The sequence below is a fragment of the Lacibacter sp. genome, assembly GCF_057361365.1.
Map to the genome: position 1 here is coordinate 27,353 of NZ_JBMQSG010000018.1, position 21,586 is coordinate 48,938.

General features: G+C 40.4%; 22 protein-coding genes, 1 tRNA gene and 1 riboswitch. Of the genes, 8 read left to right on the plus strand and 15 right to left on the minus strand.

From position 1 onward, the window contains the following. Nucleotides 1–223: 223 nt before the first annotated feature. The 7 genes from ACO1QW_RS15990 to ACO1QW_RS16020 form a co-directional block, all read right to left on the minus strand. Complete coding sequence (locus ACO1QW_RS15990; RefSeq protein WP_486260243.1) at nucleotides 224–1,330, minus strand: FecR family protein; 1,107 nt, start codon at nucleotides 1,328–1,330, stop codon at nucleotides 224–226. 50 nt (nucleotides 1,331–1,380) lie between these two features. Continuing rightward, nucleotides 1,381–1,956, minus strand: coding sequence for an RNA polymerase sigma-70 factor (locus tag ACO1QW_RS15995; RefSeq protein ID WP_486260245.1), 576 nt, complete (start codon nucleotides 1,954–1,956; stop codon nucleotides 1,381–1,383). Between the two features lie 140 nt (nucleotides 1,957–2,096). Further along, nucleotides 2,097–2,387, minus strand: a complete 291-nt coding sequence (locus tag ACO1QW_RS16000; RefSeq protein ID WP_486260247.1) for a hypothetical protein — start codon at nucleotides 2,385–2,387, stop codon at nucleotides 2,097–2,099. A 46-nt stretch (nucleotides 2,388–2,433) separates the two neighbouring features. Then, the gene (gene der, locus ACO1QW_RS16005) at nucleotides 2,434–3,744 is read right to left on the minus strand and encodes a ribosome biogenesis GTPase Der (RefSeq protein WP_486260249.1); all 1,311 of its coding nucleotides are present in this window, start codon (nucleotides 3,742–3,744) and stop codon (nucleotides 2,434–2,436) included. A gap of 94 nt (nucleotides 3,745–3,838) precedes the next feature. After that, nucleotides 3,839–4,708 carry a GTPase Era gene (gene era, locus ACO1QW_RS16010; RefSeq protein ID WP_486260251.1) on the minus strand — a complete coding sequence of 290 codons (870 nt, stop codon included), beginning with the start codon at nucleotides 4,706–4,708 and terminating at the stop codon, nucleotides 3,839–3,841. Between the two features lie 74 nt (nucleotides 4,709–4,782). After that, nucleotides 4,783–4,854 (minus strand) — tRNA-Met (locus ACO1QW_RS16015). Between the two features lie 109 nt (nucleotides 4,855–4,963). Further along, entirely contained in the window at nucleotides 4,964–5,692 is a 729-nt protein-coding gene (locus tag ACO1QW_RS16020; RefSeq protein ID WP_486260252.1) for a head GIN domain-containing protein, read from the minus strand. A 213-nt stretch (nucleotides 5,693–5,905) separates the two neighbouring features. Beyond that, a riboswitch (TPP riboswitch) is annotated at nucleotides 5,906–6,026 on the plus strand. 63 nt (nucleotides 6,027–6,089) lie between these two features. Here ACO1QW_RS16020 and ACO1QW_RS16025 point away from each other — a divergent pair. After that, the gene (locus ACO1QW_RS16025; RefSeq protein WP_486260253.1) at nucleotides 6,090–8,510 is read left to right on the plus strand and encodes a TonB-dependent receptor; all 2,421 of its coding nucleotides are present in this window, start codon (nucleotides 6,090–6,092) and stop codon (nucleotides 8,508–8,510) included. A 54-nt stretch (nucleotides 8,511–8,564) separates the two neighbouring features. Here ACO1QW_RS16025 and ACO1QW_RS16030 read toward each other — a convergent pair whose 3' ends face one another. The 5 genes from ACO1QW_RS16030 to ACO1QW_RS16050 all read right to left on the minus strand — a co-directional run bounded on the left by ACO1QW_RS16030 (nucleotide 8,565) and on the right by ACO1QW_RS16050 (nucleotide 11,807). Next, nucleotides 8,565–8,873, minus strand: coding sequence for a rhodanese-like domain-containing protein (locus ACO1QW_RS16030; protein WP_486260255.1), 309 nt, complete (start codon nucleotides 8,871–8,873; stop codon nucleotides 8,565–8,567). A 20-nt stretch (nucleotides 8,874–8,893) separates the two neighbouring features. Then, entirely contained in the window at nucleotides 8,894–9,730 is an 837-nt protein-coding gene (locus ACO1QW_RS16035) for a PASTA domain-containing protein (protein WP_486260257.1), read from the minus strand. Between the two features lie 21 nt (nucleotides 9,731–9,751). Beyond that, nucleotides 9,752–10,753: a D-alanine--D-alanine ligase gene (locus ACO1QW_RS16040; RefSeq protein WP_486260259.1), complete on the minus strand. Its 1,002-nt coding sequence runs from the start codon at nucleotides 10,751–10,753 to the stop codon at nucleotides 9,752–9,754. Nucleotides 10,754–10,850: 97 nt separating this feature from the next. Next, on the minus strand, nucleotides 10,851–11,336 hold the full coding sequence (locus tag ACO1QW_RS16045; RefSeq protein ID WP_486260261.1) for a YybH family protein: 486 nt from the start codon (nucleotides 11,334–11,336) through the stop codon (nucleotides 10,851–10,853). A gap of 123 nt (nucleotides 11,337–11,459) precedes the next feature. Then, the gene (locus ACO1QW_RS16050) at nucleotides 11,460–11,807 is read right to left on the minus strand and encodes a 4Fe-4S dicluster domain-containing protein (RefSeq protein WP_486260263.1); all 348 of its coding nucleotides are present in this window, start codon (nucleotides 11,805–11,807) and stop codon (nucleotides 11,460–11,462) included. Nucleotides 11,808–11,874: 67 nt separating this feature from the next. Here ACO1QW_RS16050 and ACO1QW_RS16055 point away from each other — a divergent pair, with 67 nt between their 5' ends. Both ACO1QW_RS16055 and ACO1QW_RS16060 read left to right on the plus strand, forming a co-directional pair. Next, on the plus strand, nucleotides 11,875–12,870 hold the full coding sequence (locus ACO1QW_RS16055) for an acyl-CoA reductase (protein WP_486260265.1): 996 nt from the start codon (nucleotides 11,875–11,877) through the stop codon (nucleotides 12,868–12,870). 231 nt (nucleotides 12,871–13,101) lie between these two features. Then, nucleotides 13,102–13,509, plus strand: a complete 408-nt coding sequence (locus tag ACO1QW_RS16060; RefSeq protein ID WP_486260267.1) for a hypothetical protein — start codon at nucleotides 13,102–13,104, stop codon at nucleotides 13,507–13,509. A gap of 83 nt (nucleotides 13,510–13,592) precedes the next feature. Here ACO1QW_RS16060 and cydB read toward each other — a convergent pair whose 3' ends face one another. The 3 genes from cydB to ACO1QW_RS16075 all read right to left on the minus strand — a co-directional run bounded on the left by cydB (nucleotide 13,593) and on the right by ACO1QW_RS16075 (nucleotide 16,709). Beyond that, on the minus strand, nucleotides 13,593–14,627 hold the full coding sequence (gene cydB / locus ACO1QW_RS16065) for a cytochrome d ubiquinol oxidase subunit II (RefSeq protein ID WP_486260269.1): 1,035 nt from the start codon (nucleotides 14,625–14,627) through the stop codon (nucleotides 13,593–13,595). A gap of 2 nt (nucleotides 14,628–14,629) precedes the next feature. Continuing rightward, nucleotides 14,630–16,009 carry a cytochrome ubiquinol oxidase subunit I gene (locus ACO1QW_RS16070; protein ID WP_486260271.1) on the minus strand — a complete coding sequence of 460 codons (1,380 nt, stop codon included), beginning with the start codon at nucleotides 16,007–16,009 and terminating at the stop codon, nucleotides 14,630–14,632. Between the two features lie 262 nt (nucleotides 16,010–16,271). Beyond that, nucleotides 16,272–16,709, minus strand: a complete 438-nt coding sequence (locus ACO1QW_RS16075) for a type I restriction enzyme HsdR N-terminal domain-containing protein (protein ID WP_486260273.1) — start codon at nucleotides 16,707–16,709, stop codon at nucleotides 16,272–16,274. 151 nt (nucleotides 16,710–16,860) lie between these two features. Between ACO1QW_RS16075 and ACO1QW_RS16080 the strand changes: the two genes are divergently transcribed. From ACO1QW_RS16080 to ACO1QW_RS16100, 5 genes are all read left to right on the plus strand, one after another. Then, the gene (locus ACO1QW_RS16080) at nucleotides 16,861–17,166 is read left to right on the plus strand and encodes a four helix bundle protein (protein ID WP_486260283.1); all 306 of its coding nucleotides are present in this window, start codon (nucleotides 16,861–16,863) and stop codon (nucleotides 17,164–17,166) included. 55 nt (nucleotides 17,167–17,221) lie between these two features. After that, the gene (locus ACO1QW_RS16085; RefSeq protein ID WP_486260275.1) at nucleotides 17,222–17,995 is read left to right on the plus strand and encodes an AMP nucleosidase; all 774 of its coding nucleotides are present in this window, start codon (nucleotides 17,222–17,224) and stop codon (nucleotides 17,993–17,995) included. Continuing rightward, nucleotides 17,995–19,716, plus strand: a complete 1,722-nt coding sequence (locus tag ACO1QW_RS16090) for an ABC transporter ATP-binding protein (RefSeq protein WP_486260277.1) — start codon at nucleotides 17,995–17,997, stop codon at nucleotides 19,714–19,716. The genes ACO1QW_RS16085 and ACO1QW_RS16090 overlap by 1 nt, the downstream gene beginning before the upstream one ends. 188 nt (nucleotides 19,717–19,904) lie before the next feature. Beyond that, nucleotides 19,905–20,954: a tRNA preQ1(34) S-adenosylmethionine ribosyltransferase-isomerase QueA gene (gene queA / locus ACO1QW_RS16095; protein WP_486260279.1), complete on the plus strand. Its 1,050-nt coding sequence runs from the start codon at nucleotides 19,905–19,907 to the stop codon at nucleotides 20,952–20,954. Between the two features lie 116 nt (nucleotides 20,955–21,070). Beyond that, nucleotides 21,071–21,586 (plus strand): acyl-CoA thioesterase, encoded by a 516-nt coding sequence (locus ACO1QW_RS16100; RefSeq protein ID WP_486260281.1) that lies wholly within the window; start codon nucleotides 21,071–21,073, stop codon nucleotides 21,584–21,586.

Consider the following 21,586-nt stretch of genomic DNA (forward strand, 5'->3'; position numbering starts at 1 on the left):
TTGAAGGCATACAAGGCCTTAGCAATCGAAGTCCTTTTTTTCATACTTTTAAGCTTTGGTAGTATAAATAAAGGAAACCGTTTCTTACAGACAGCAATCGGCTTCCCGGTGAAAGAAAAATGTACTACTACGACGGGGGATGTTGGCGCATTTCCCGTCTGTTTTTTTGCCGCTTATTACGAAGAATTTTGAAGTGGGATCATAATCAGTTGCAGTTTGGTTATTAATAAATAAGCACAGTTTTATCTTCTATCTTATATCTGAAGTCAGTGGTAATCCGCAATGCATCAAGCGCCTGCTTAAGTGTTTCTTTACGAAAGTCGCCATTCAGTAATTCATTCTCCAGTGCTCTGTTGCGGAATTGAATTCGCACATCATACCAACGCTCCATTTTTCGTGCCACTTCTGCAAATGCTTCGTCTTCAAAAACAAGTTTGTTCTGCATCCACGAAGTCTCCATTGAGATAGTGTCGTTGCCTTTATAGGTTAAATGGTTTATTGCAATAATGGGGAGTTTGGTGGCTTTGTTCAACGTCGCTTTTGGTAATGCATCATCGGCTTCTGTATTATTAAGTAACACCAATTTTTGATTTGGTTTCAACAAATATTTCTCTCCCGGTCTGTTTTTTACAAACACTTCCACACTACCCTGCACCAAACTAGTTTCAACTGTTTTATCTTCCGGGTAAGCTTTTACATTAAACCTGGTACCTAATACCTTTACATCAATTTTTGAAGTATGAATGATAAAAGGACGCTCAGGATTTTTCACCACATCAAAAAAAGCTTCACCTGTTAATTGCACTTCCCTGTTTCCAGTTGAACCGATACGTGTGTAATCCAGTTTACTTCCGGCATTGAGCCACACAGTTGAACCATCGGGCAAAACCATTTTAGTACTAACGCCATTTTTGGTTACCACTTCTTTTGGAATAAGGACAACATCGGCAACGGGCACTTCGGCAACAGGCCTTTTTACAAAAAAGAAAGCTGCCACAGCTACAGTGAATAAACTCAGCATTGCAATGGTTTTCTTTCTCCTGCTCGTAAAAAAAGACGCATTTATTTCTTCTTCCGCTGCTTCATACTCTTCAATATGCTTTGGCTCAACTCCGAGCTTTTTCATTTTTTCGTAGTGAAGATGATAGGTTGCTTCCAGGTAGTCGGCGTCTTGTTGCGTTTCGGTATTCCATAAACGCTCAATAGCTTCCATTTCATGAAAAAGGGAGGGATTATCTTCCAGTAGCAATTGCAGTTCATGCAACTCCTCTGTGCTGGCTTCTTTAGCCAGTTTGCGGGAAAACAGATGCCAGATTTTGTCTCTGCTCATAGTTTGGTAATAGTAAGGAGTACGAAAAAGAAAAAATCCCCTAAAGCAAATCAGATTTTTTTTCTGAACGGGGTGCCCAAGGCAGTGGTAAGTTTTTTTAGCGCAATTGCCAGTTGGTTATCTACTGTTTTTACGGATATGTTCAGCAAGACAGCAATATCCTTATAACGCATTTTATCTTCCTTAGCCAGTTTTAAAATAAGACGAGCCCGTTGGGGTAAACTGTTGATGGCGGTTTCAATGCGGCCCAGGCTTTCGGTCGATAATATTCTTTCTTCTGGAGTTTGATAAATTGATTCCATCTCCACATCTATTTCATCAATTGAAACAGTGGTCCGTCTGTTTTGCTGTTTCAGCTTATGAATAGAATTGTTCTTTACGGCAATAAAGATGTAAAGCTGCAGATCGTCAATTGCGTTAAGTTTGGCACGATCGGTCCAAATGCTGATGAAAACATCTGATACAACTTCTTCAGCAATTTCTTTTGATTGAAGTATGCCTGTGGCGAAACGGGTAAGTGAATTAAAGAGAATAAAAAACAGCTCCTTGTAGGCCGCTTCATCTTCATAAACAGCAATCTGTCGCTGAAGATCTTTGATACTTTTATGGGATTTGTTATTTGGCACAGCAATCAATCTGGGCGTAAATTAATTTTATTTTATAATACTATCCAAACTGATTTTCATCATGTTTCTATAAATGCTAAAACAAAATCAACAAAAAAGGGTTGCTGACAGCAACCCTTTCCTATTAAGATTTCAACAAATTATTGCTCATCTACTTTCTCTTTTATTTTTTCAGCAGCTTTCTTTACTTCGGTCTTTACGGGTTCCACCACTTTCTTTTTTAGTGTATCCGCAAGTTTCCCTCCTTTGCTTTGAAGTGTATCGATCACTTCATTCATTCCTTCCTGCGCCTTATCTACTAAGCTGGTAGTATCAGCAGCGTCGGCTGCCTCAGAGGATGTATCTGCTTTTTGGTTGTCTGTTTTTTCTGATTCGTTGTTGCAGGCAGTTAAAAAAGCTGCAGCAGCCAAAATGATAAAAAGTTTTTTCATTTATTATGATTTTATTTTTCGAATGATCACTAAGCAAAAACCGTTCTTATTTTTTACGGAAGAACAACCGCATGGGCGTTCCTGTAAATTGAAATGCTTTGCGCAATTGGTTCTCCAGGTAATTCTTGTATGGCTGTTTCACATCATCGGGATGGTTGCAGAAAAACGCAAAAGAAGGAACAGGAGTTGGCAACTGTGTTACATATTTAATACTTACCGGCACACCCCTTACTACAGGTGGGTGATATGCCTGGATCGACTTCTGAATTGCTTCATTCAGTTCCGAAGTAGAAATTTTTCGCTGCCTGTTCTCTACCACCTGAAGGGCCATTTCAATTGCCTGCATGATTCGTGTTTTTTCTGCAGCAGAAATAAACAGGATGGGCACATCATTGAATGGAGCAAGACGTTGTTTTAACTCCTTTTCATAATCACGTGCTGTGTTGGTTTCTTTTTTGATGAGATCCCATTTATTTACCAATACAACAATGCCCTTTCCTTTCTTTACTGCTAATGAATAGATGTTAAGATCCTGTTGCGAAATACCTTTCTCCGCATCAAGCACAAGCAAACAAACATCAGCTTCATCCAATGCACGAATGGCACGTATCACTGAATAAAATTCCAGATCTTCGTTCACTTTTGTTTTACGGCGAATACCTGCAGTATCGATCAATATAAATTCTTTATTGAAAAGATTGTAATGCGTATGAATAGTGTCTCTTGTTGTGCCTGCAATATCGCTTACTATTGTGCGTTCTTCACCCAGCAATGCATTCAACAAAGAAGATTTACCAACGTTGGGCTGACCAATGATAGCAAATTTGGGAATCGTTGATTCTTCAACCTCGGCTTTGTCGTCAGGAATAATTTCTGCAACAGCATCGAGTAACTCACCGCTTCCGCTGCCGGTCATACTACTGATGAAAAATATTTTCTCAATACCCAGCGCATAAAACTCACTTGCTTCCAGTAAACGTTCATGATTATCAACTTTGTTTACCGCAAGAAAAACAGGTTTTGTTGTGCGTCGTAACACATCGCTCATTGCTTCATCAAGATCAGTAATGCCCGTTGCAGCATCGCACATAAAAACAACTGCATTCGCTTCATCCAATGCAATTTTAACCTGTTTGCGAATTTCTGTTTCAAATACATCTGTACTGTCAGGTACAAACCCACCGGTATCGATCAGGTTGAACGATTTTCCATTCCAATCTGCTACGCCATATTGACGATCACGGGTAACACCGCTCACATCATCAACAATCGCTTTACGCTCCTGCAATAAACGATTGAAGAATGTACTTTTCCCCACGTTGGGTCTGCCCACAATTGCTACTGTAAAACCAGCCATAATAAAACAAATAAAGTTGGCGAAGGTACTGATTTAAACAGAAAGCATATGAATCACGCCTTCATCAGCACGTTAACCAATAGATAAAAAATGATTAATTGTAACCGTATTCTTTTAAAAAGAGATCACTGTCTCTCCATTTCGGACGCACTTTCACAAACAGCTCAAGGAACACTTTTGAATCAACAAATTTTTCAATGTCCGCACGGGCAAGTGAACCCAGCTTCTTGATCATTTCACCTTTTGTGCCTAGTAAAATGCCCTTCTGTGTTTCACGTTGCACAATAATATCGGCTGAAATTTTTATGAGCGTTTGCTTTTGCTCAAAGGCCGTAACAACCACAGTTGTATGGTAGGGAATCTCTTCCGAAAACAAATCGAATATTTTTTCACGAACCAGTTCTGCAACAAAAAAACGTGTGCTGAGATCCGTTAGCTGGTCTTCTTCAAAGAATGGCTCACCTTCCGGCACAAACTCAAGAATATGATTGATGAACGTTTTCTTATTTACGCCCGACAAGGCAGATATCGTCACCACTTTTTTACAATAAGGCTTTCCTTCAAAGAAAGTTTTTGCTTCCTCCAGCTTAACTGTGTCAACAAGATCGAGCTTATTAAGAACAACAATCGATGGCACTTTTAATTTGAGGGATGTAAACAGTTCATCATTTTCGTGCCAGTTATCTTTTACATCTAGCAGCAATAATGCTACATCGGCATCTTCCAACGCACTTTTTACACTTGCCATCATTTTTTCCTGCAACTTATATTTCGGATCAATGATGCCGGGAGTATCAGAGAATACTAATTGATAATCGGCAGTGGTTAGAATACCTTTTATACGATGCCTGGTTGTTTGCACTTTTGATGAAACAATGGCCAGCTTTTCGCCCAGCAATGCATTCATTAGTGTGCTTTTGCCGGCATTGGGTTTACCAAATATGTTTACAAATCCAACTTTCATAAAAAGGCCTCCTGCTGCAAGCTACAAGCTATTAGCTAAAAAAGAAAGTCCCCCGCTTTAGCGAGGGACCGTTGTTGCGAAGGGGAGGATCGAACTCCCGACCTTCGGGTTATGAGCCCGACGAGCTACCGCTGCTCTACTTCGCGGAATGGAGTGCAAAATTAAGGGTTATCATGTTAGCACCCAAAAGAAAAAGTATAAAGGCAGAAAAAAATTTCTGCCTTTATACTCATCATCGGGATAATTATCGAAAATTTATTTGGTACGTTTCTTTAAGCTGGAAGCGCCACTGGTTTTAAAATCACTTACAGAAGCTGTGCCTTTGTATTGTATATCGCTTGCACCGCTTGCATCAACTTTCAGATCTTTATTGACTGTGATCTTGATATCTGAAGCTCCTGAAGCATCGGCCCTACAGTTTTCTGTAATAAGATCAAAGCCTGTAAAATCGCTTGCACCACTTACATCTATATCGAGGTTTGTTGCTGTGCCGGATAATTTTGAGTTGGATGCACCGCTTTGATCAACAGTTACACTTGTATAACTGATTGCACCTTTTAAACTTGAAGCACCGCTCAAATCGACTTTCAGGTTACTACCTTTCAAAACTCCATCAATCTTAATATCTGTAGCCCCTGAAATGTCGAGCTTATCAATATTTGTTACCGAAATGTATGCACGGAGCTTCTTGTTTTCATTGCTCCACTTCCATACTTTCTCGTTGTCATAAGAAATATGCAGAACACCATTTGTAACGTTTACTTTAATACGTTCCTTGAATTTATCCTCACTGGCACTTACAACCACTGCTTCCTCGTTTCCTTGCTTAATAATAACATCAAATGCATTTGAAATTTTAATGGCGTGAAAGCTGGTTACCTTCCTCGGCTCTGCATTTTTATCATTAATGACAGTTGTTTCCTGTGCAGAAACAAACGAAATGGCCACGATCATGGCGATGATTAAACTGAATACTTTTTGCATAACAACTAATTTTTTAAATAAGGTTTACTGGTTAATAGAACGATGGCGCCTGCCTGCAAAACATTTACGGTTGATTGATCTGGATTGTGAAGCCGAAAGCGACCATCGTAACTGTTATTTGATAGTTATACGGTAAGTCTTAAGAAAATGTTACAGCAAACCTGAAAGAATTTATCTTTGCTCCGTCAAAAAAGCGGTTAGCCGGTTTTTGACACAGATTCCCCGGGGTGCTTACCCGTCGGTTCCAGGGCCCGGAACCAGTACGGAGGCTGAGATCAAACCCGTAGAACCTGATCAGGGTAATGCCTGCGCAGGGAAGGAGGTTCCTACATGCATATTCCTCTCTCCGTTACGCAGCATTTCCAATTCAATTTTCAACCGTAAAAGTGATTTAGAAATGAAAAAATTGATGCTGGGAATGTTGATGATTACTTCACAACAACTCGCAATGGCTCAGTACAAACTGAGTGGTACTGTAACAGAAAAAAACAACGAACAGGTAGTTTCCGGCGCAACCGTTGAAGTTGCAGGCAATGGCACAACACAAACCGACGGCGAAGGCAAGTTCTCCATTTTACTCCGCCAGAAGGGAACCTATCTTGTACGTATTAGTACGGTCGCTTTTAAAGAATTTGAGCAGTCAGTAACCGTTACAGAAAGGGAAACAAAACTGGCGGCAACATTGGAAGTACAGCCTTTATTCCTGAAGCCGGTAGAGGTTTCGGCTATTCGTGCCAGCGATCGCATGCCTTTCGCTAAAACCAACCTTAATAAAAAAGAAATTGAAAAGATGAACCTGGGGCAGGATCTCCCTTTCATTTTAAATCAAACACCATCAGTTGTTATTAATTCCGATGCGGGCAATGGCATTGGCTACACTGGCATTCGCATACGTGGTACCGATGCAACAAGGATCAATGCAACTTTGAATGGCATACCTTATAATGATGCAGAAAGCCAGGGTTTATTTTTTGTGAACCTTCCCGATTTTTCGTCGTCTGTTAATTCTATCCAGATACAGCGGGGTGTTGGCACCTCATCAAATGGCGCCGGCGCTTTTGGTGCCACGCTCAACCTTAGCACAAATGAGTTTAATGAAAAGGCATATGCTGAATTGAACAATGGATTCGGAACATTCAGCAGCTGGCGACATACGATTAAGGCAGGCTCAGGCTTAATTGGCAAGCATTTTACCATTGATGGTCGTGTATCATTAATTAAAAGCGATGGTTTTATCGACCGAGGTTCATCCAATCTTCGTTCAGCCTATTTATCTGCTGCATACATTAATGAAAAGACTTCTCTTCGCCTGAATGCATTCACAGGTAAAGAAAAAACTTACCAATCATGGAATGGAATTCCCGAAGCCAAATTAAGAGGTAACGAGCCAAAACTGTTGGAGCATTACAACAACAATTATTATTTGTATGATACGCCTGAAGACTCAGCGAATCTTTTCAACCCGAACAATAACCGCACTTATAATTACTTCCGTTATAACAATCAAACCGACAACTATCGGCAGGACCATTACCAACTATTGTTGAATCATGAAGTGAACAAGAACTGGAATATCAATGCTGCATTATTTGCTACACGTGGATTAGGTTATTACGAAGAATATAAACGCAATGAATCACTGGATGATTATGGACTAGCACAAGTGGAATCGGATATCATTCGTCAGCTCTGGTTAGATAACTGGTTCTATGGAACTACTTTTTCAGCACAATACAAACGCAATAATGATCAATTAACTTTTGGCGGTGCATTTACCCGTTATGACGGAAAGCATTATGGCAAAATCATCTGGAGCGAAGAACCAGTTACAAAAGATTATAAATGGTATGATCTTACGGCTTATAAAACTGATTTCAATTTTTATACAAAATATCAACGTCGCATCAACACCCGTTGGGAAGCATTTGCAGATGTGCAATACCGCAATGTGAATCATGTGATAAAAGGATTCCGCAAAAACCCATCACTACAATCGGGTGGCAACTTCAATTTTGTTAATCCGAAAATTGGCATTTCTTATGCTGATGGCAGTGGCTGGCTGGGCTTTGCATCATTCAGCATCGGCAATAAAGAACCTAACCGTGATGATTTTGAAGCGGGTGTTAATCAACAACCAAAACATGAAACGCTTTATGATCTTGAAGTAAATATTGAACAGCGCAAACCGATGTATAACTGGAGCGTTAGCGGTTACTATATGCATTATAAGAATCAACTTGTGCTTACGGGAAAAGTGAATGATGTAGGAGCTTATAACCGTATCAATGTTCCAAAAAGTTATCGTGCCGGTGTTGAATTGCAGGCAGGAGTAAAACCAGCATCATGGTTCAACATTACAGGTAATCTTACATTGAGTGATAACCGCATTCTCAACTTCACAGAGTATGTGGATGATTATGATAACGGCGGACAAAAAGAAAATTTCTTTGAACATCCGAAACTTGCTTTCTCTCCTACTGCAGTTGCAGGCTTCACCTTCAACTTTATTCCGCTTAAAAATGGCGAGATCAGTTTGCTGAACAAATATGTATCACGTCAATACCTCGATAATACAGGTAACAAGGCAAGAAGTATTGATCCTTTTTTTGTGAGTGATCTTCGCTTGAACTATGCCTTGCGCTTTAAAGGAGTAAAAGAAATCAATGTTACCTTCCAGTTAAACAACTTGTTTAATAAGATGTATGAAACAAACGGCTACAGCTTCAGTTACATTTATGCAGCACAAACCGTTACTGAGAATTATTATTACCCAATGGCCGGAACTAATTTCATGGCAGGGATAAATATTAAGTTATAAATGAAGAAAGGGCACTTAAATAAGTGCCCTTTCTTTTTATTTCAGTTCAAGAAATTAAACGCTGAATTTTTCTCTCCACTGCAACATGCCACCTGTGAGATTGATAACATTTGTAAAACCCATTGTTTCAGCAAACATGCATGCCTGTCCGCTGCGGTTACCACTACGGCAATAAAAAATCACTTCCTTGTCTTTTAAATTTTCCAGCTCATCAACATCCATTGATAAAATGCGTCCAAGCGGATACAATGTTCCTCCAATATTGAATTCCTGGTGTTCATGTGGTTCACGCACATCAACAATGTTTAATTGCTCGCCGGCGTCAATTCTTGCTTTTAATTCTTCAGCAGTAATAGTCTTCATCTATCTTTTTATTATTATGATTAATACTCGTTTCCTTCTTTTGGTTCAACCACCACTGGTTTTGGGCGTTGAATGCTATCTATTTTTGAACGATCCATGCTAATCCAAAGGTCAATCAATTGCCCTCCCCTTATGCGTATCAGCCTGCCTTCATCGTCACGCACGGGAGGATTTTGCCTTATAACATATGCAGACGAACTATCTGCAATTGCTCCATCAACTACTACCGCACCAAGTAACAAGTCATTACTTTCCAGCAATACTTTCGCTTCTGCAAAGGTAAGTCCAAGCAAAACAGGCACGGGCACTTCTGTTTGTTTTATACCACCGCCAAGTACGAGGCTTATTCGACTACCCATAGGAATTTTTGTTCCCTGCCTTATAATATTACCATTGAAATTTTGCTCAAGTACTGAGCCCACAGCAAAATCAGGTCGTTGAGAAGTATCGCCCAGTTTTAATCCGAGTGCACTTAATTGCAGTAATACACTCCTGTACGTTTGACCAACGAAATTGGGCATTGTAACTAATGGCGGCTGAGCACGGTTAACGGTAAGGTAAACGGTGCGATTGACCTTCACCAATTCATCAGGAACCGGTGATTGTTTTACAACCGATAAACGTGGAAGACTGTCGTAATAAATGCTATCCTGCACTTCCACCTCGAAACCCTGTTGCTCCAGCAAAGCACGGGCATCGTTTATGTTTTTTCCTTTCACCTCCGGCACTTTTACATATTTGCCATGCTGCGTTATACGATCGAGTAACTGAAAAAATATCAACACCACTAACAGGCCCACCACGATGGCGATGAGCAGGTTGACAAAAAATGAACGGTTTGTAACGAATTGAAACACGGGTATTGAATTTGATGAATACTATCTTGTTTGATGATCGGCCATTGCCTGGTCAATTAAAGCTGCGTAAAAATCTTCAAGTTTCCAACCCATTGCTCTCACTTGTTGGGGCACAATACTCGCATCGCTTTGCCCGGGAATGGTATTGATCTCAAGCATAAACGGTTCGTTGCGCTCTTCATTGTAAATAAAATCGATCCTTATTACACCTGCACAGTTAAATACTGCATACACTTTTTTGGCTGTGTCATTGATTTTTTCGTAAACATCATCACTTGCTTCTGCCGGTGTTATTTCTGTGCTCTTCCCTTGGTATTTTGCAACAAAATCGAAGAACTCCATATCAGCATCGGCTTTTACTTCAGTCATCGGCATAGCTATAATTTCTGCCTTATGCTTAAACACACCAATGGTAAACTCACGGCCGGTGATCATCTCTTCAACCAATACCTGGCTGTCTTCATTAAATGCTTTTTCAATAGCAGCAGGCAGATCTTCCTGCTTACTTACTTTACTCATACCAATACTGCTGCCGCCGTTGTTGGGTTTTACAAATACCGGCAACTTGAGTTTTATATCGCCTGCATTTACCGGCTGATGTTTGAAAAGATGCATACTTTTCGCAACGTTGATGCCTGCAAATGCAGCAACGGCTACGGTATATCGTTTATTGAAAGTAATGGCAGATGTTGCCGAACTGCAGGAAGTGTAGGGCAACCCTAATACATCAAAATAGCCTTGTAGTTTTCCATCTTCACCTGGTGTGCCATGCATGCCAATGAATACACAATCGAATCTGACCTTCTTACCGTCAACCGTAACCGTAAAATCGTTTTTATCTACTGGTGCTACTTTTTCATCACCTACTTTGTAATGCCAACCTTCGGATGTAACATCAATGACAAAAACATTAAATTTTGATTTATCGAGATGATTGTAAATGGTAGTTGCGCTTTTGTAAGAAATGACTGCTTCGCCGCTATAGCCGCCCGTTACGAGGGCGATATTCAATGGTTGATTCATTTACCGGATGGTTTATTTTGCTTCAGCTGGTTTTAATGAACCGCTGTTTTTATTTTCAGGCAGTCTTATTTGTCAAGAATCCTGCCAGTAATTGATGTTATTCGATCGTTTCTTTTTCAACGCCGGGGTTACCGGTATCGATCACAAATTTCCATTTGCCGTCTTCCTGTTTGCGCCAAACATTTAGGTAAGTACCTTTTAATGTCGTGTCGGCAGTTGCCACTTTGTACACACCATAAGTGAAACCCATATCTCCCGATGCGGCAATATCGCCACCCTGTGGTTCCCAGCTCATGGTAAAAGAGGTATCTTCCTGTGCGTTCAAAAACTTAATAACATCGCCTTCTACTATTGGTAAAAAGCCCGGACGCAGCAACACAGCATCATCAGCAATATATTCAAGAAATGCTTTTTTCATGCCGTTCTTTTCGCTGGCAGCGGAAAAAGCTTTGTCTGCATCTACCAATTCCTGCAATTGTTGTTCAGTAGCGGCAGCATTTTCAGGCTTCTCCTTTTTATTGAATTCCCAGCGGCACGAAATAAAAACCAACGTAAATACTACTGCAAGCGATAACTTCTTCATGCGTGCAAGATATAAAAAGCAAGGTGAAGGTTTTCAAGCCTTCACCTTTTTTTAACGGGAAATATCACCCGCTGTATTCCGGAATCGTTCTTACGGGAACTCATCCATCAGAGAGAAAATTGTTTAAACGTGTAATCTGTCTTTACGTGCCAGGAGTTGTTCTACCGTTTCTACATACATCTCATCGGGCACACAGCAGTCAACCGGGCAAACTGAAGCACATTGCGGTTCTTCATGAAAACCCTGGCACTCTGTACACTTGTTAGGTGTAATGTAATAAGTATCTATGCTCACGGGTGCATTTTTTGCAGCAGCATCTACCACAGAACCATCAATTAAAGTATACGTTCCTTTTACTGTTGTTCCATCTGCTACCGCCCATTCTACTCCGCCTTCATAAATTGCATTGTTCGGACATTCAGGTTCGCATGCACCGCAATTGATACATTCTTCCGTAATTTTTATTGCCATACTCTTAGTAAATTTTAGGGTTAGTTTTGAATTACATTTGCATTTCAAATGTAAAGCAAAGCGCTGAATGAATTTACAACAAAGGCTGGAAATTTTATCGCAACTCCATCAATATATTTCTGCACAACCAACTTCGTGGCAAAATGCCTGCAGGCAAGCAGAACAACTAAACAATTGGTTTACACAAAAGTTTATACAAATGGCAACAAATGCCATTGCCGAAAATTTTTTAAACAATGATCTTTTACGTAAGTGGGCTGATTACTATCATCTCGATGACAACATAAATCCGAAGACAGTTGGCATCGTAATGGCGGGAAATATTCCTCTTGTTGGGTTTCATGATTTTCTTTGCGTGTTTGTAAGCGGACACAAGCAAATGATTAAACTTTCATCGAAAGATGATGTGCTGCTGAAACATCTTGTAACAAAAATGATAGAATGGAATCCTGCCGTTGCTGACGTTGTTCAATTCAATAGCATGCTGAAAGATTGCGACGCTTACATTGCAACAGGCAGCGATAACAGTGCCCGTTACTTTGATTATTATTTTGGCCGCTACCCTTCCATTATCCGTAAAAACAGAACTTCTGTTGCCATATTAGATGGCAATGAATCGGAAGACGACTTGTCGTTACTGGCCGATGACGTGATGCAGTATTTTGGATTAGGTTGCCGCAACATTACCAAGCTATATGTACCGGCAGGTTATGATTTTGTTCCATTACTAAATTCCTTGAAGAAATATAGCTGGATGTTCGATCATCATAAGTATCGGAACAATTACGATTACCAGTTAGCTATTTATCTTATGAACAATATCTATTACATGACGAACGATTGCATAGTGTTGATTGAGAACGAACAGGTTTTCTCACCCATTGGCACTTTGCATTACAGTTATTATAATGACCAGGCAACTATCGTAAACGATCTTAAAACAAAAGGCCAGGTGCAGGCAATAGTGGGTAAAGGTTTCCTGCCTTTTGGGCAAGCCCAGCAACCAAGCCTTATGGAATATGCCGATGGAGTTGATGTGATGGCCTTCTTGCTGTCGTTATAAAAATATCCAGCGATCCAAACGTGTATAGATCCCCCCAACTATTGATTGCAATTCCCCGTCAAGATGGTTGTTAACTTTTTCTTTTTTTGCAGAAGACAGCAATTCCTTTTTTTATTCATCGAATAAAATGCTTAAATTACTATAAGAAACGGTTTCATTACAGCACCTAGTAGCATTGACAGAGAAAAAGTTGACGACAGACATATTTTTTTTCATCTAAAGTCTTCTGTTATGAAACATTACCACATCGTCTCACGCATTGCCATTTATTTACTTTCGGTAATACTGATTGCCTTTGGCATTTTTCATTACAAAAATCCCTATGATCTGTTGATTTATGTACCCGATAGTTTACCGGGTGGAGTACTTTGGGTATATGTAGTAGGCACTGCTTTTATACTTGCAGGTCTCTCGTTCATCACAAACAAATTTGTAAAGATTGCAGGCTACTTGCTGGCAGGTATGTTACTCTTTTTTGTTTTAGTGATTCATTTCCCTAATTCGATGAATGCTGGTGCGCCTGAAATGCGGCAACTCGCATTGATCAATCTCTTAAAGGATACTGCCATTGCAGCGTTTGCCTTGCATGTGGCAGCGGGAGCATACAAACAGCACCTGCATTACGATCATAACGATTGATTAAACAATCAACTCCAACTGCTTATTTCATTTTTACTTTTTCTTACTGTAACAAACAGCAAGCAGTTGTTTATTGAACTTCCTTAGTAACTCATCTCATCCAACTTTACTTTTCCTTTAAAGGTCCAGAATACAAAGGCGGTGTACAGGGCTACTAACGGAGTACCAATAAGTGCAATGATCAGTAGTATTTTCATTGTTTTGGGCGATGCAGCCGCATTATGAATAGTAATACTGTTATTGATATCGTTACTTGCATAAAGCAAATAAGGAAATATTTCAACCGCTACCATTATCAGCAATAAAGCGATGGTAATTGCTGAACTGATAAATGCATACCGGTATAAACCCTTTTTGATCTGCCGAGGAATGTTGGCAATTGCAAGTATCATAAACACGGGCAACAGGAATAATGTGGGATTATGTTTGAATTGATCACTCAGGTGAGGAATATAAAGTAAAGTGTATAATGTAGTGATCACGAAACTCAACACAAAAAACACCGTGAAGTTATTTGCCAGTAAATGCATTTTTGTGTACAACCTGTTTTCCGTTTTCATGGTGAGATAAATAGCACCATGCATCAAGAAAAGTGCCAGGGTTGTAATTGATACCATAATGGGGAATGGATGAAAGAATGACATCCAGTTCCCTGCAAACTCCTTTTCTTCATTCAAAGGAATACCGTAAGCTACGTTGCCCAACATCAATCCTAATGAAAGTGCAATAACGATGCACGCAATATTATAAACCACATCCCATGTTTTGCGCCACCAAAGCATGGGCTCTTTACTCCGGAATTCAATAGCAACAGCACGAAAGATCAGGCCCACCAAAAAAATCATAAACGGCACATAAAATGCGGAAAAGATAGCAGCATATGCCACAGGAAAACCTGCAAATAATGCACCGCCGCCAATTACGAGCCATACTTCATTACCATCCCACACAGGACCAATTGCATTCATGGCAATACGGCGGCTTTGCTCTTTATTTAACAATAGATGAAGTGCACCTGCACCAAGATCAAATCCATCAAGAATGGCGTAGCCGCTGATAACGCCGCCGAACACCAAAAACCACCAGACATTATAATCTAACCCCAGAAATGTTTCCATAATTATTGTTGCATGATTGGATTGTTACGTTTACTGCTTTCTTCCAATTCTTCTTTTGCATGATCACTAACCGGGCCATGTTTGATTTTCTTGTTAAGCAAATACAGGAATAAAAGCAGCAGCATTACATATACGACAGTAAAAAGAATGAGTGAAAACAAAACCTGGTTTGCAGTTACTGTTTTCGACAATGCATCCGAAGTGCGCAACAAACCATACACTACCCATGGTTGCCGTCCCATTTCTGCTGCAAACCATCCTGCCTGGTTGGCGATATGCGGAAGAAGTACACTAAACACAAAAATCCACATCAACCATTTTGTTTCAAACAAGCGATTACGTTTCCACTGCCATACCGCAAATAATGTGAGCGCTATCATACTCATACCACATGCCACCATCATATGATAGAACTGGAAAATAGAATTGATTTGTGTAGGCCGATCTTCTTCAGGAAATGCATTTAATCCTTTCACCGGTTCATTAAAATTACCATGAATTAAAAATGAAAGGCCACCGGGAATTTTCAATCCACTCACCTCTTGTGTTCTGTTATTGACATAACCCAGCAAAAACATATCAGCTTTTGACGAGCTATCATAGTGCCCTTCAAGTGCAGCAAGTTTTGCTGGTTGATATTTTGAAACTCCATCTGCACTTCTATGCCCAACAAACAACTGAAACAAAGAGCAGGCAGTAGCAACAATCAATGCAATTTTAAAAGAAGGTCTTGCTATTTCAAGATGACGTTTGCGAATGATATAGTAAGCATTTACACTCAACACCAAAAAAGCTCCCGAAAGAAATGCACCGATCCACACATGTGTTAAACGATCAACACTCGATGGATTAAATACCATCGCCCAAAAATCTGTGATCTCGGCTCTTGCATTCATGCCTTCACCAACAATATGATAACCGGCCGGTGTTTGCTGCCATGAGTTTGCTACAACGATCCAGATAGCGGAAAATAATGAACCCAGAAATACCATAATGGTGGAAAAGAAATGCACACGAGAGCTAACCCTGTTCCAACCAAAAATGAGAATACCTAAAAAGCCCGACTCGAGTGCAAAAGCAAAAATTCCTTCAGCAGCAAGTGCACTCCCAAAAATATCGCCGACATATTTTGAATAAGTTGCCCAGTTGGTCCCAAATTCAAATTCCATGATGATACCTGTTGCCACACCAATACCAAAAATGAGTGCAAATATCTTTATCCAGAAACGGGTAGCATCTTCATATATTTTTCGCCCTGTTTTTAAATACATTCCTTCCATGATAACAAGTATCAATCCTAACCCGATACTCATTGGCGGATAGATGTAATGAAAAGCAATGGTAAAAGCGAATTGTATGCGGGAAAGAATCTCTACATCCATGATGTTGATGATTGATGTATTACTACTGAACTGAAAAGCAACAAAGCAAAGATACTTGAGGAACAAAGCACATTTCCGCTCAGCGTTAAAATGTTTTTATAATGACGTACGGTTGTTTGCTCCAGAAAGAAACCGTTAAAACACCTTTTTACGAAGGTTACTGCATCAGTAGATTTGCATTACCAAAAGCCGTTACTAACCTTAAGCTCCACACACCTATTTTTAAAGCGAGCGCCGAAACACTTGTAGAATCAACGATAAGCTAATCAAAAACCGGTAACTCAGCAATACTGACGAGCCGGTTTTCTTCTTTTATCCAGGCGTAGGTGTAAGTTCCGTTACTGATCACAAGGTAATTTACCGGAACCGACATGTTGTATCGAATGACTTGCTCTAACACCTTTTGCGTTAAATCAACATCCATCGCTTTGCATTCGATCATCATCCAAGGTTCGTGATTACGATTGAAAACGAGCAAATCAAAACGCTTTCTTAACTCGCCCAACAGAATTTCTTTTTCGATACCAATAAATGCGGATGGATATTGCTTTACCTGCAACAGGTATTGAATAAAGTTTTGACGCACCCATTCTTCAGGCGTTAACCGCAACCATTGTTTACGAAGCTCATCAAAAATTAATTCCTTACCATCTTCGTCTTTTATTCGAAATGAGGGTGCTGGAAAATCAACCTTAACCATGCTCCAAAGTAAATGAAAAAAGGACGATAGACAGCAGACAACAGACAATTAGATGCCGATATTGCCACAGTGACACCAAAATTGTATTTTGAAAAAAAAATGTCATTCAAATTTGAAAACCTTCGAGTAGGGCAACTTGCTATGGACCTTGGTGAAGACATGGATTCTCTTGCAGATCAATTGCATAAAAAATGAAGATTTCAATTTGAAACAGCAGATACGAAGATCTGCCGATAGTGTTGCACTTAATATTTCAGAAGGATCAACAGGTCGGTCAAATGCGGAACAGAAAAGATTCCTTAGAATTGCAAATCGGTCAGCGTTGGAAGTTGTAACTTGCCTTCATAAAGCCCGAAGTAGAAATTACATTGATGAAACAATTTTTCAAAAGCATTACCTGGAATGTGAAGTGCTTGTGAAAATGCTGCAATCTTTCATCTCAAAGATCGGTGATTAATAAAAAGACAGGCTGATATCATCGTCAATCGTCTGTCATCAATCGTCAAGAATACATGAAAACAAAAGAAGACATTGTAAAGAACTGGCTGCCCCGTTACACTGGTAAACAACTCAAAGAATTTGGTGACTATATACTGCTTACAAATTTCAGTAATTATGTAAAGCTGTTTGCTGAGTGGAACAATGTTGAAGTTACGGGCCTTGATAAGCCCATGCAATGTGCAACTGCCGAAGGCATCACCATCATCAATTTTGGAATGGGTAGTGCTACTGCAGCAACAGTCATGGATCTTTTGTCAGCCATTCAACCAAAAGCTGTTTTGTTTTTGGGTAAATGCGGCGGATTAAAATCAAAGAACAAAATCGGCGATCTTATTCTTCCTATTGCTGCTATACGTGGTGAAGGTACAAGCCGTGATTATTTTCCATCAGAAGTGCCGGCGTTACCAGCGTTCGCATTGCAAAAAGCTGTCTCCACTACTATTCGTGATTACGACAGCGATTACTGGACGGGAACTGTATATACAACCAACCGTCGTGTATGGGAACATGATGTGGAGTTTAAAAGCTATCTCGAAAAAATAAGAGCAATGGCTATTGATATGGAAACAGCAACTGTGTTTATGGTTGGCTTTGCAAATCATATTCCCACGGGTGCACTATTATTGGTGAGCGATAGCCCTATGACACCTGAAGGCGTAAAAACAGAAGAGAGCGACAAAAAAGTAACGACCAATTATGTTGAAAAGCACATCAAAATCGGCATTGATTCGCTGAAACAACTCATCAACAACGGCAACACGGTTAAGCATCTTCGTTTTGATTAATGACAAAACCGCTCCTTGATATCACAAACCTTGAAGTGAACTTCAAAACGGAAGAAGGTTTGCTGAAAGCCATTCATGGCATTTCATTCAGCGTTGGTAAAGCGGAGACGGTTGCAGTAGTGGGCGAATCAGGTTCGGGCAAATCTGTTACTGCACTCTCGGCGTTGAAATTAATTCCACAACCACCTGCTTATTACCCGAACGGCCAAATTCATTTCAGTAAAAAAGACGGAACTGTTATTGATCTGCTTAAAGCATCTCCAAAAGAAATGCAAAACATTCGTGGAAATGAAATTGCCATGATCTTCCAGGAACCAATGACTTCACTTAATCCCGTGTTCACATGTGGCATGCAGGTAATGGAAGCAATTCAACTTCATCAAAAAGTAAATAAAGAAGAAGCTAAAACAAGAACATTACAATTATTTGAAAAGGTAAAGCTACCTAACCCCGCAGCTATGCTTAGCCGTTACCCGCATCAAATAAGTGGCGGGCAAAAACAACGTGTAATGATAGCAATGGCGATGAGTTGTAACCCATCTTTATTAATCGCCGATGAACCAACTACAGCATTAGATGTTACTGTACAAAACACCATTCTTCAACTCATAAAAGAGTTACAGCAAGAGACAGGGATGGGTGTTTTGTTTATTACACATGACCTTGGCGTGGTGCATGATATTGCTGATAAAATTGTGGTGATGTATAAGGGGCAAATTGTTGAGCAGGGTTCTGTAAGTGAAATTTTTGATCATCCTCAACATCCATACACAAAGGCTCTGCTTGCCTGCCGGCCGGCACTGCATCCAAAAGGAAAACGCCTGCCCGTGGTGAGCGATTTCTTAGATGTGGGAAACGAAAAGTGGAAAGTGGAAAACGAGAACCCAAATCCCAACACCCCAATTCCAAATTCCCGATTCCCAACAGCACTTCTTCAAATTCAAAATCTCAACGTTTGGTTTCCCGAACAGAAGAAACTATTTGGCGAATCATCATCTTTCATAAAAGCGGTGAATGATGTAAGTTTTGAGGTCTACCATGGCGAAACCTTAGGACTTGTGGGTGAAAGCGGGTGCGGCAAAACAACATTAGGCAGAGCATTACTCCGTTTGGTTGACGCTACTTCAGGATCTATTCTGCTGAATGGCGAAAACATTTTGCAAAAATCCACGTCTGCATTTAAGCAACAACGCAAAGATCTTCAGATCGTTTTCCAAGATCCATATTCGTCTTTGAATCCACGAATCAGTATTGGCGATGCTATAGCGGAACCTATGCTGGTACACAAACTCCAGCCAAATCAAAAAAGAGCGAAAGAAAAAGTGATTGAGTTGCTGGAAAAAGTGAATCTCAACTCCGAGCATTTTAACCGCTATCCGCATGAATTCAGCGGTGGTCAGCGTCAACGGATCGTTATTGCCCGGGCACTGGCACTTCATCCCTCCTTTATTGTGTGGGACGAATCCGTTTCAGCCCTGGATGTAAGTGTACAGGCGCAGGTATTAAATCTACTGAACGATCTGAAAAAAGAATTCAATTTCACCTCCATCTTTATTTCCCACGATCTTTCGGTGGTGCGGTACATCTGCGACCGGATCATTGTGATGAACAAAGGCCAGATAGAAGAAATGGGAACTGCCGAAGATATTTGGTTACGTCCCCAATCGGCTTACACCCGGCAGCTTCTGGCTGCAATACCGGGCAGAGTTCAGCCAATATAATGCGGTTAACCGAGGCAGCCTTACTGTGGATAAGTTTCACCAGTTTTCCGCTATTTCCATTACCTTTGCAGCCATTAAAAAGTAACAGGTTCAAACCCGGTGCCGTAAGACGGGGTTTGGAGAGTCACTCCCAACTACTCATCTCTCAAGGCTGCGTTTGCACCGTTACTAAAATTCTAAAACGCAGTATGAAGTTATCACAGTTTACGTTCGACCTACCCCTCAACCTCATTGCCCAAAATCCTACAAAAAAACGTGAAGACAGCCGTTTGATGGTGGTTCACCGCAAAACAGGCCAAATCGAAAACCGCCAGTTCCGTGATATCATGGAATACTTCGATGATAAAGACGTTTTTGTAGTGAACAACACAAAAGTATTTCCAGCCCGCATGTATGGCCGCAAGGAAAAAACAGGTGCAAAGATCGAAGTGTTTCTTCTTCGTGAATTAAATAAGCAAAACCGTTTATGGGATGTAATTGTTGATCCCGCAAGGAAGATTCGTGTAGGCAACAAATTATATTTCGGCGATACAGAAGACCTGGTTGCTGAAGTTATCGACAACACAACTTCACGTGGCCGTACCATTCGCTTCCTGTTTGAGGGAACGGATGAAGAGTTCCGTGCTGTTTTATACAACATGGGCGAAACACCACTTCCAAAATATATTAAGCGCAAACCAGATGATGAAGATCGTGAGCGTTACCAAACTGTGTTTGCAAAACACGAAGGTGCGGTTGCGGCCCCAACTGCAGGTATGCACTTTAGCCAGGAGTTGATCAAGCGTTTGGAAATTCAAGGTGTTCGTTTTGCAGAAGTAACTTTGCATACAGGCCTGGGTACATTCCGTCCAATTGAAGTGGAAGATCTCAGCAAGCACAAGATGGATGCTGAATATTATAAGATCGATGACTTCTCCTGCAAAATTGTAAACAAAGCAAAAGAAGGGAAACATCGTATCTGTTCTATTGGCACCACTACTATGCGTGCTTTAGAAACATCTTTTACTGCACAGCAATTATTAAAACCAAGCGAAGGCTGGACGAATATCTTTATTCATCCTCCATACAATTTTAATATCGCTGATTCACTGGTAACAAACTTCCACTTGCCGAAAACAAGTTTGCTGATCATGACCTGTGCTTTTGCAGGTTACGATCTTACAATGGAAGCTTATAAAAAAGCAATTAAAGACAAGTACCGTTTCTTCAGTTATGGAGATGCGATGCTGGTGATCTAATGATAGTATCCCTCTCCTTGCGAGAGGGATTTTTTTTCTACACAGTTTAATGCAACACAAAGAAGTTTCTTCCATTATTTTTGCGGCTTAGCGCCTTTGCAGCCAAACTTATTGACATGAACAGCAAAACAGCAAAAGAATCGTTTATCGTAATGACAGAGTTGGTACTTCCAAACGATACCAATGTATTTGGTAATCTCATGGGAGGCCGTTTAATGTATTGGATGGATATTGCATCGGCATTAGCAGCAGGCAAACATTGTAACTCTCCAGTTGTTACTGCAAGCGTCGACAATATTTCGTTTGAAAGTTCTATTAAGCTGGGTAACGTTGTTCATATTGAAGCAAAAGTTACCAGAGCATTCAACAGCTCGATGGAAGTGCATATGAAAGTGTGGGGCGAAGATACCGTGCAGCAATACCGCTACAAGAGTAACGAAGCTTATTATACGTTTGTGGCTCTTGACCCTAACCGCCGACCTAAACCAGTACCAGAATTAGTTCCCGAAACAGAAGAAGAACAAAAATTATTTGAAGGTGCATTACGCCGCCGTCAACTGCGTTTGATACTTGGGGGTAAAATGAAGCCACATGACGCAGCAGAGTTGAAGGCCTTGTTTGCGGGAGAGTAA

Bases quoted from the DNA above. Each gene is read 5' to 3' on its own strand.
- ACO1QW_RS16025 (WP_486260253.1), top strand. From the start codon at position 6,090: ATGAAAAAATTGATGCTGGGAATGTTGATGATTACTTCACAACAACTC.
- ACO1QW_RS16000 (WP_486260247.1), bottom strand. From the start codon at position 2,387: ATGAAAAAACTTTTTATCATTTTGGCTGCTGCAGCTTTTTTAACTGCC.
- ACO1QW_RS16085 (WP_486260275.1), top strand. From the start codon at position 17,222: ATGAAAACAAAAGAAGACATTGTAAAGAACTGGCTGCCCCGTTACACT.
- cydB (WP_486260269.1), bottom strand. From the start codon at position 14,627: ATGGAAACATTTCTGGGGTTAGATTATAATGTCTGGTGGTTTTTGGTG.
- ACO1QW_RS16020 (WP_486260252.1), bottom strand. From the start codon at position 5,692: ATGCAAAAAGTATTCAGTTTAATCATCGCCATGATCGTGGCCATTTCG.
- ACO1QW_RS16030 (WP_486260255.1), bottom strand. From the start codon at position 8,873: ATGAAGACTATTACTGCTGAAGAATTAAAAGCAAGAATTGACGCCGGC.
- ACO1QW_RS15990 (WP_486260243.1), bottom strand. From the start codon at position 1,330: ATGAGCAGAGACAAAATCTGGCATCTGTTTTCCCGCAAACTGGCTAAA.
- ACO1QW_RS16070 (WP_486260271.1), bottom strand. From the start codon at position 16,009: ATGGATGTAGAGATTCTTTCCCGCATACAATTCGCTTTTACCATTGCT.
- ACO1QW_RS16090 (WP_486260277.1), top strand. From the start codon at position 17,995: ATGACAAAACCGCTCCTTGATATCACAAACCTTGAAGTGAACTTCAAA.
- ACO1QW_RS16100 (WP_486260281.1), top strand. From the start codon at position 21,071: ATGAACAGCAAAACAGCAAAAGAATCGTTTATCGTAATGACAGAGTTG.
- ACO1QW_RS16040 (WP_486260259.1), bottom strand. From the start codon at position 10,753: ATGAATCAACCATTGAATATCGCCCTCGTAACGGGCGGCTATAGCGGC.
- der (WP_486260249.1), bottom strand. From the start codon at position 3,744: ATGGCTGGTTTTACAGTAGCAATTGTGGGCAGACCCAACGTGGGGAAA.
- ACO1QW_RS16055 (WP_486260265.1), top strand. From the start codon at position 11,875: ATGAATTTACAACAAAGGCTGGAAATTTTATCGCAACTCCATCAATAT.
- queA (WP_486260279.1), top strand. From the start codon at position 19,905: ATGAAGTTATCACAGTTTACGTTCGACCTACCCCTCAACCTCATTGCC.
- ACO1QW_RS16045 (WP_486260261.1), bottom strand. From the start codon at position 11,336: ATGAAGAAGTTATCGCTTGCAGTAGTATTTACGTTGGTTTTTATTTCG.
- ACO1QW_RS16075 (WP_486260273.1), bottom strand. From the start codon at position 16,709: ATGGTTAAGGTTGATTTTCCAGCACCCTCATTTCGAATAAAAGACGAA.
- ACO1QW_RS16060 (WP_486260267.1), top strand. From the start codon at position 13,102: ATGAAACATTACCACATCGTCTCACGCATTGCCATTTATTTACTTTCG.
- ACO1QW_RS16050 (WP_486260263.1), bottom strand. From the start codon at position 11,807: ATGGCAATAAAAATTACGGAAGAATGTATCAATTGCGGTGCATGCGAA.
- era (WP_486260251.1), bottom strand. From the start codon at position 4,708: ATGAAAGTTGGATTTGTAAACATATTTGGTAAACCCAATGCCGGCAAA.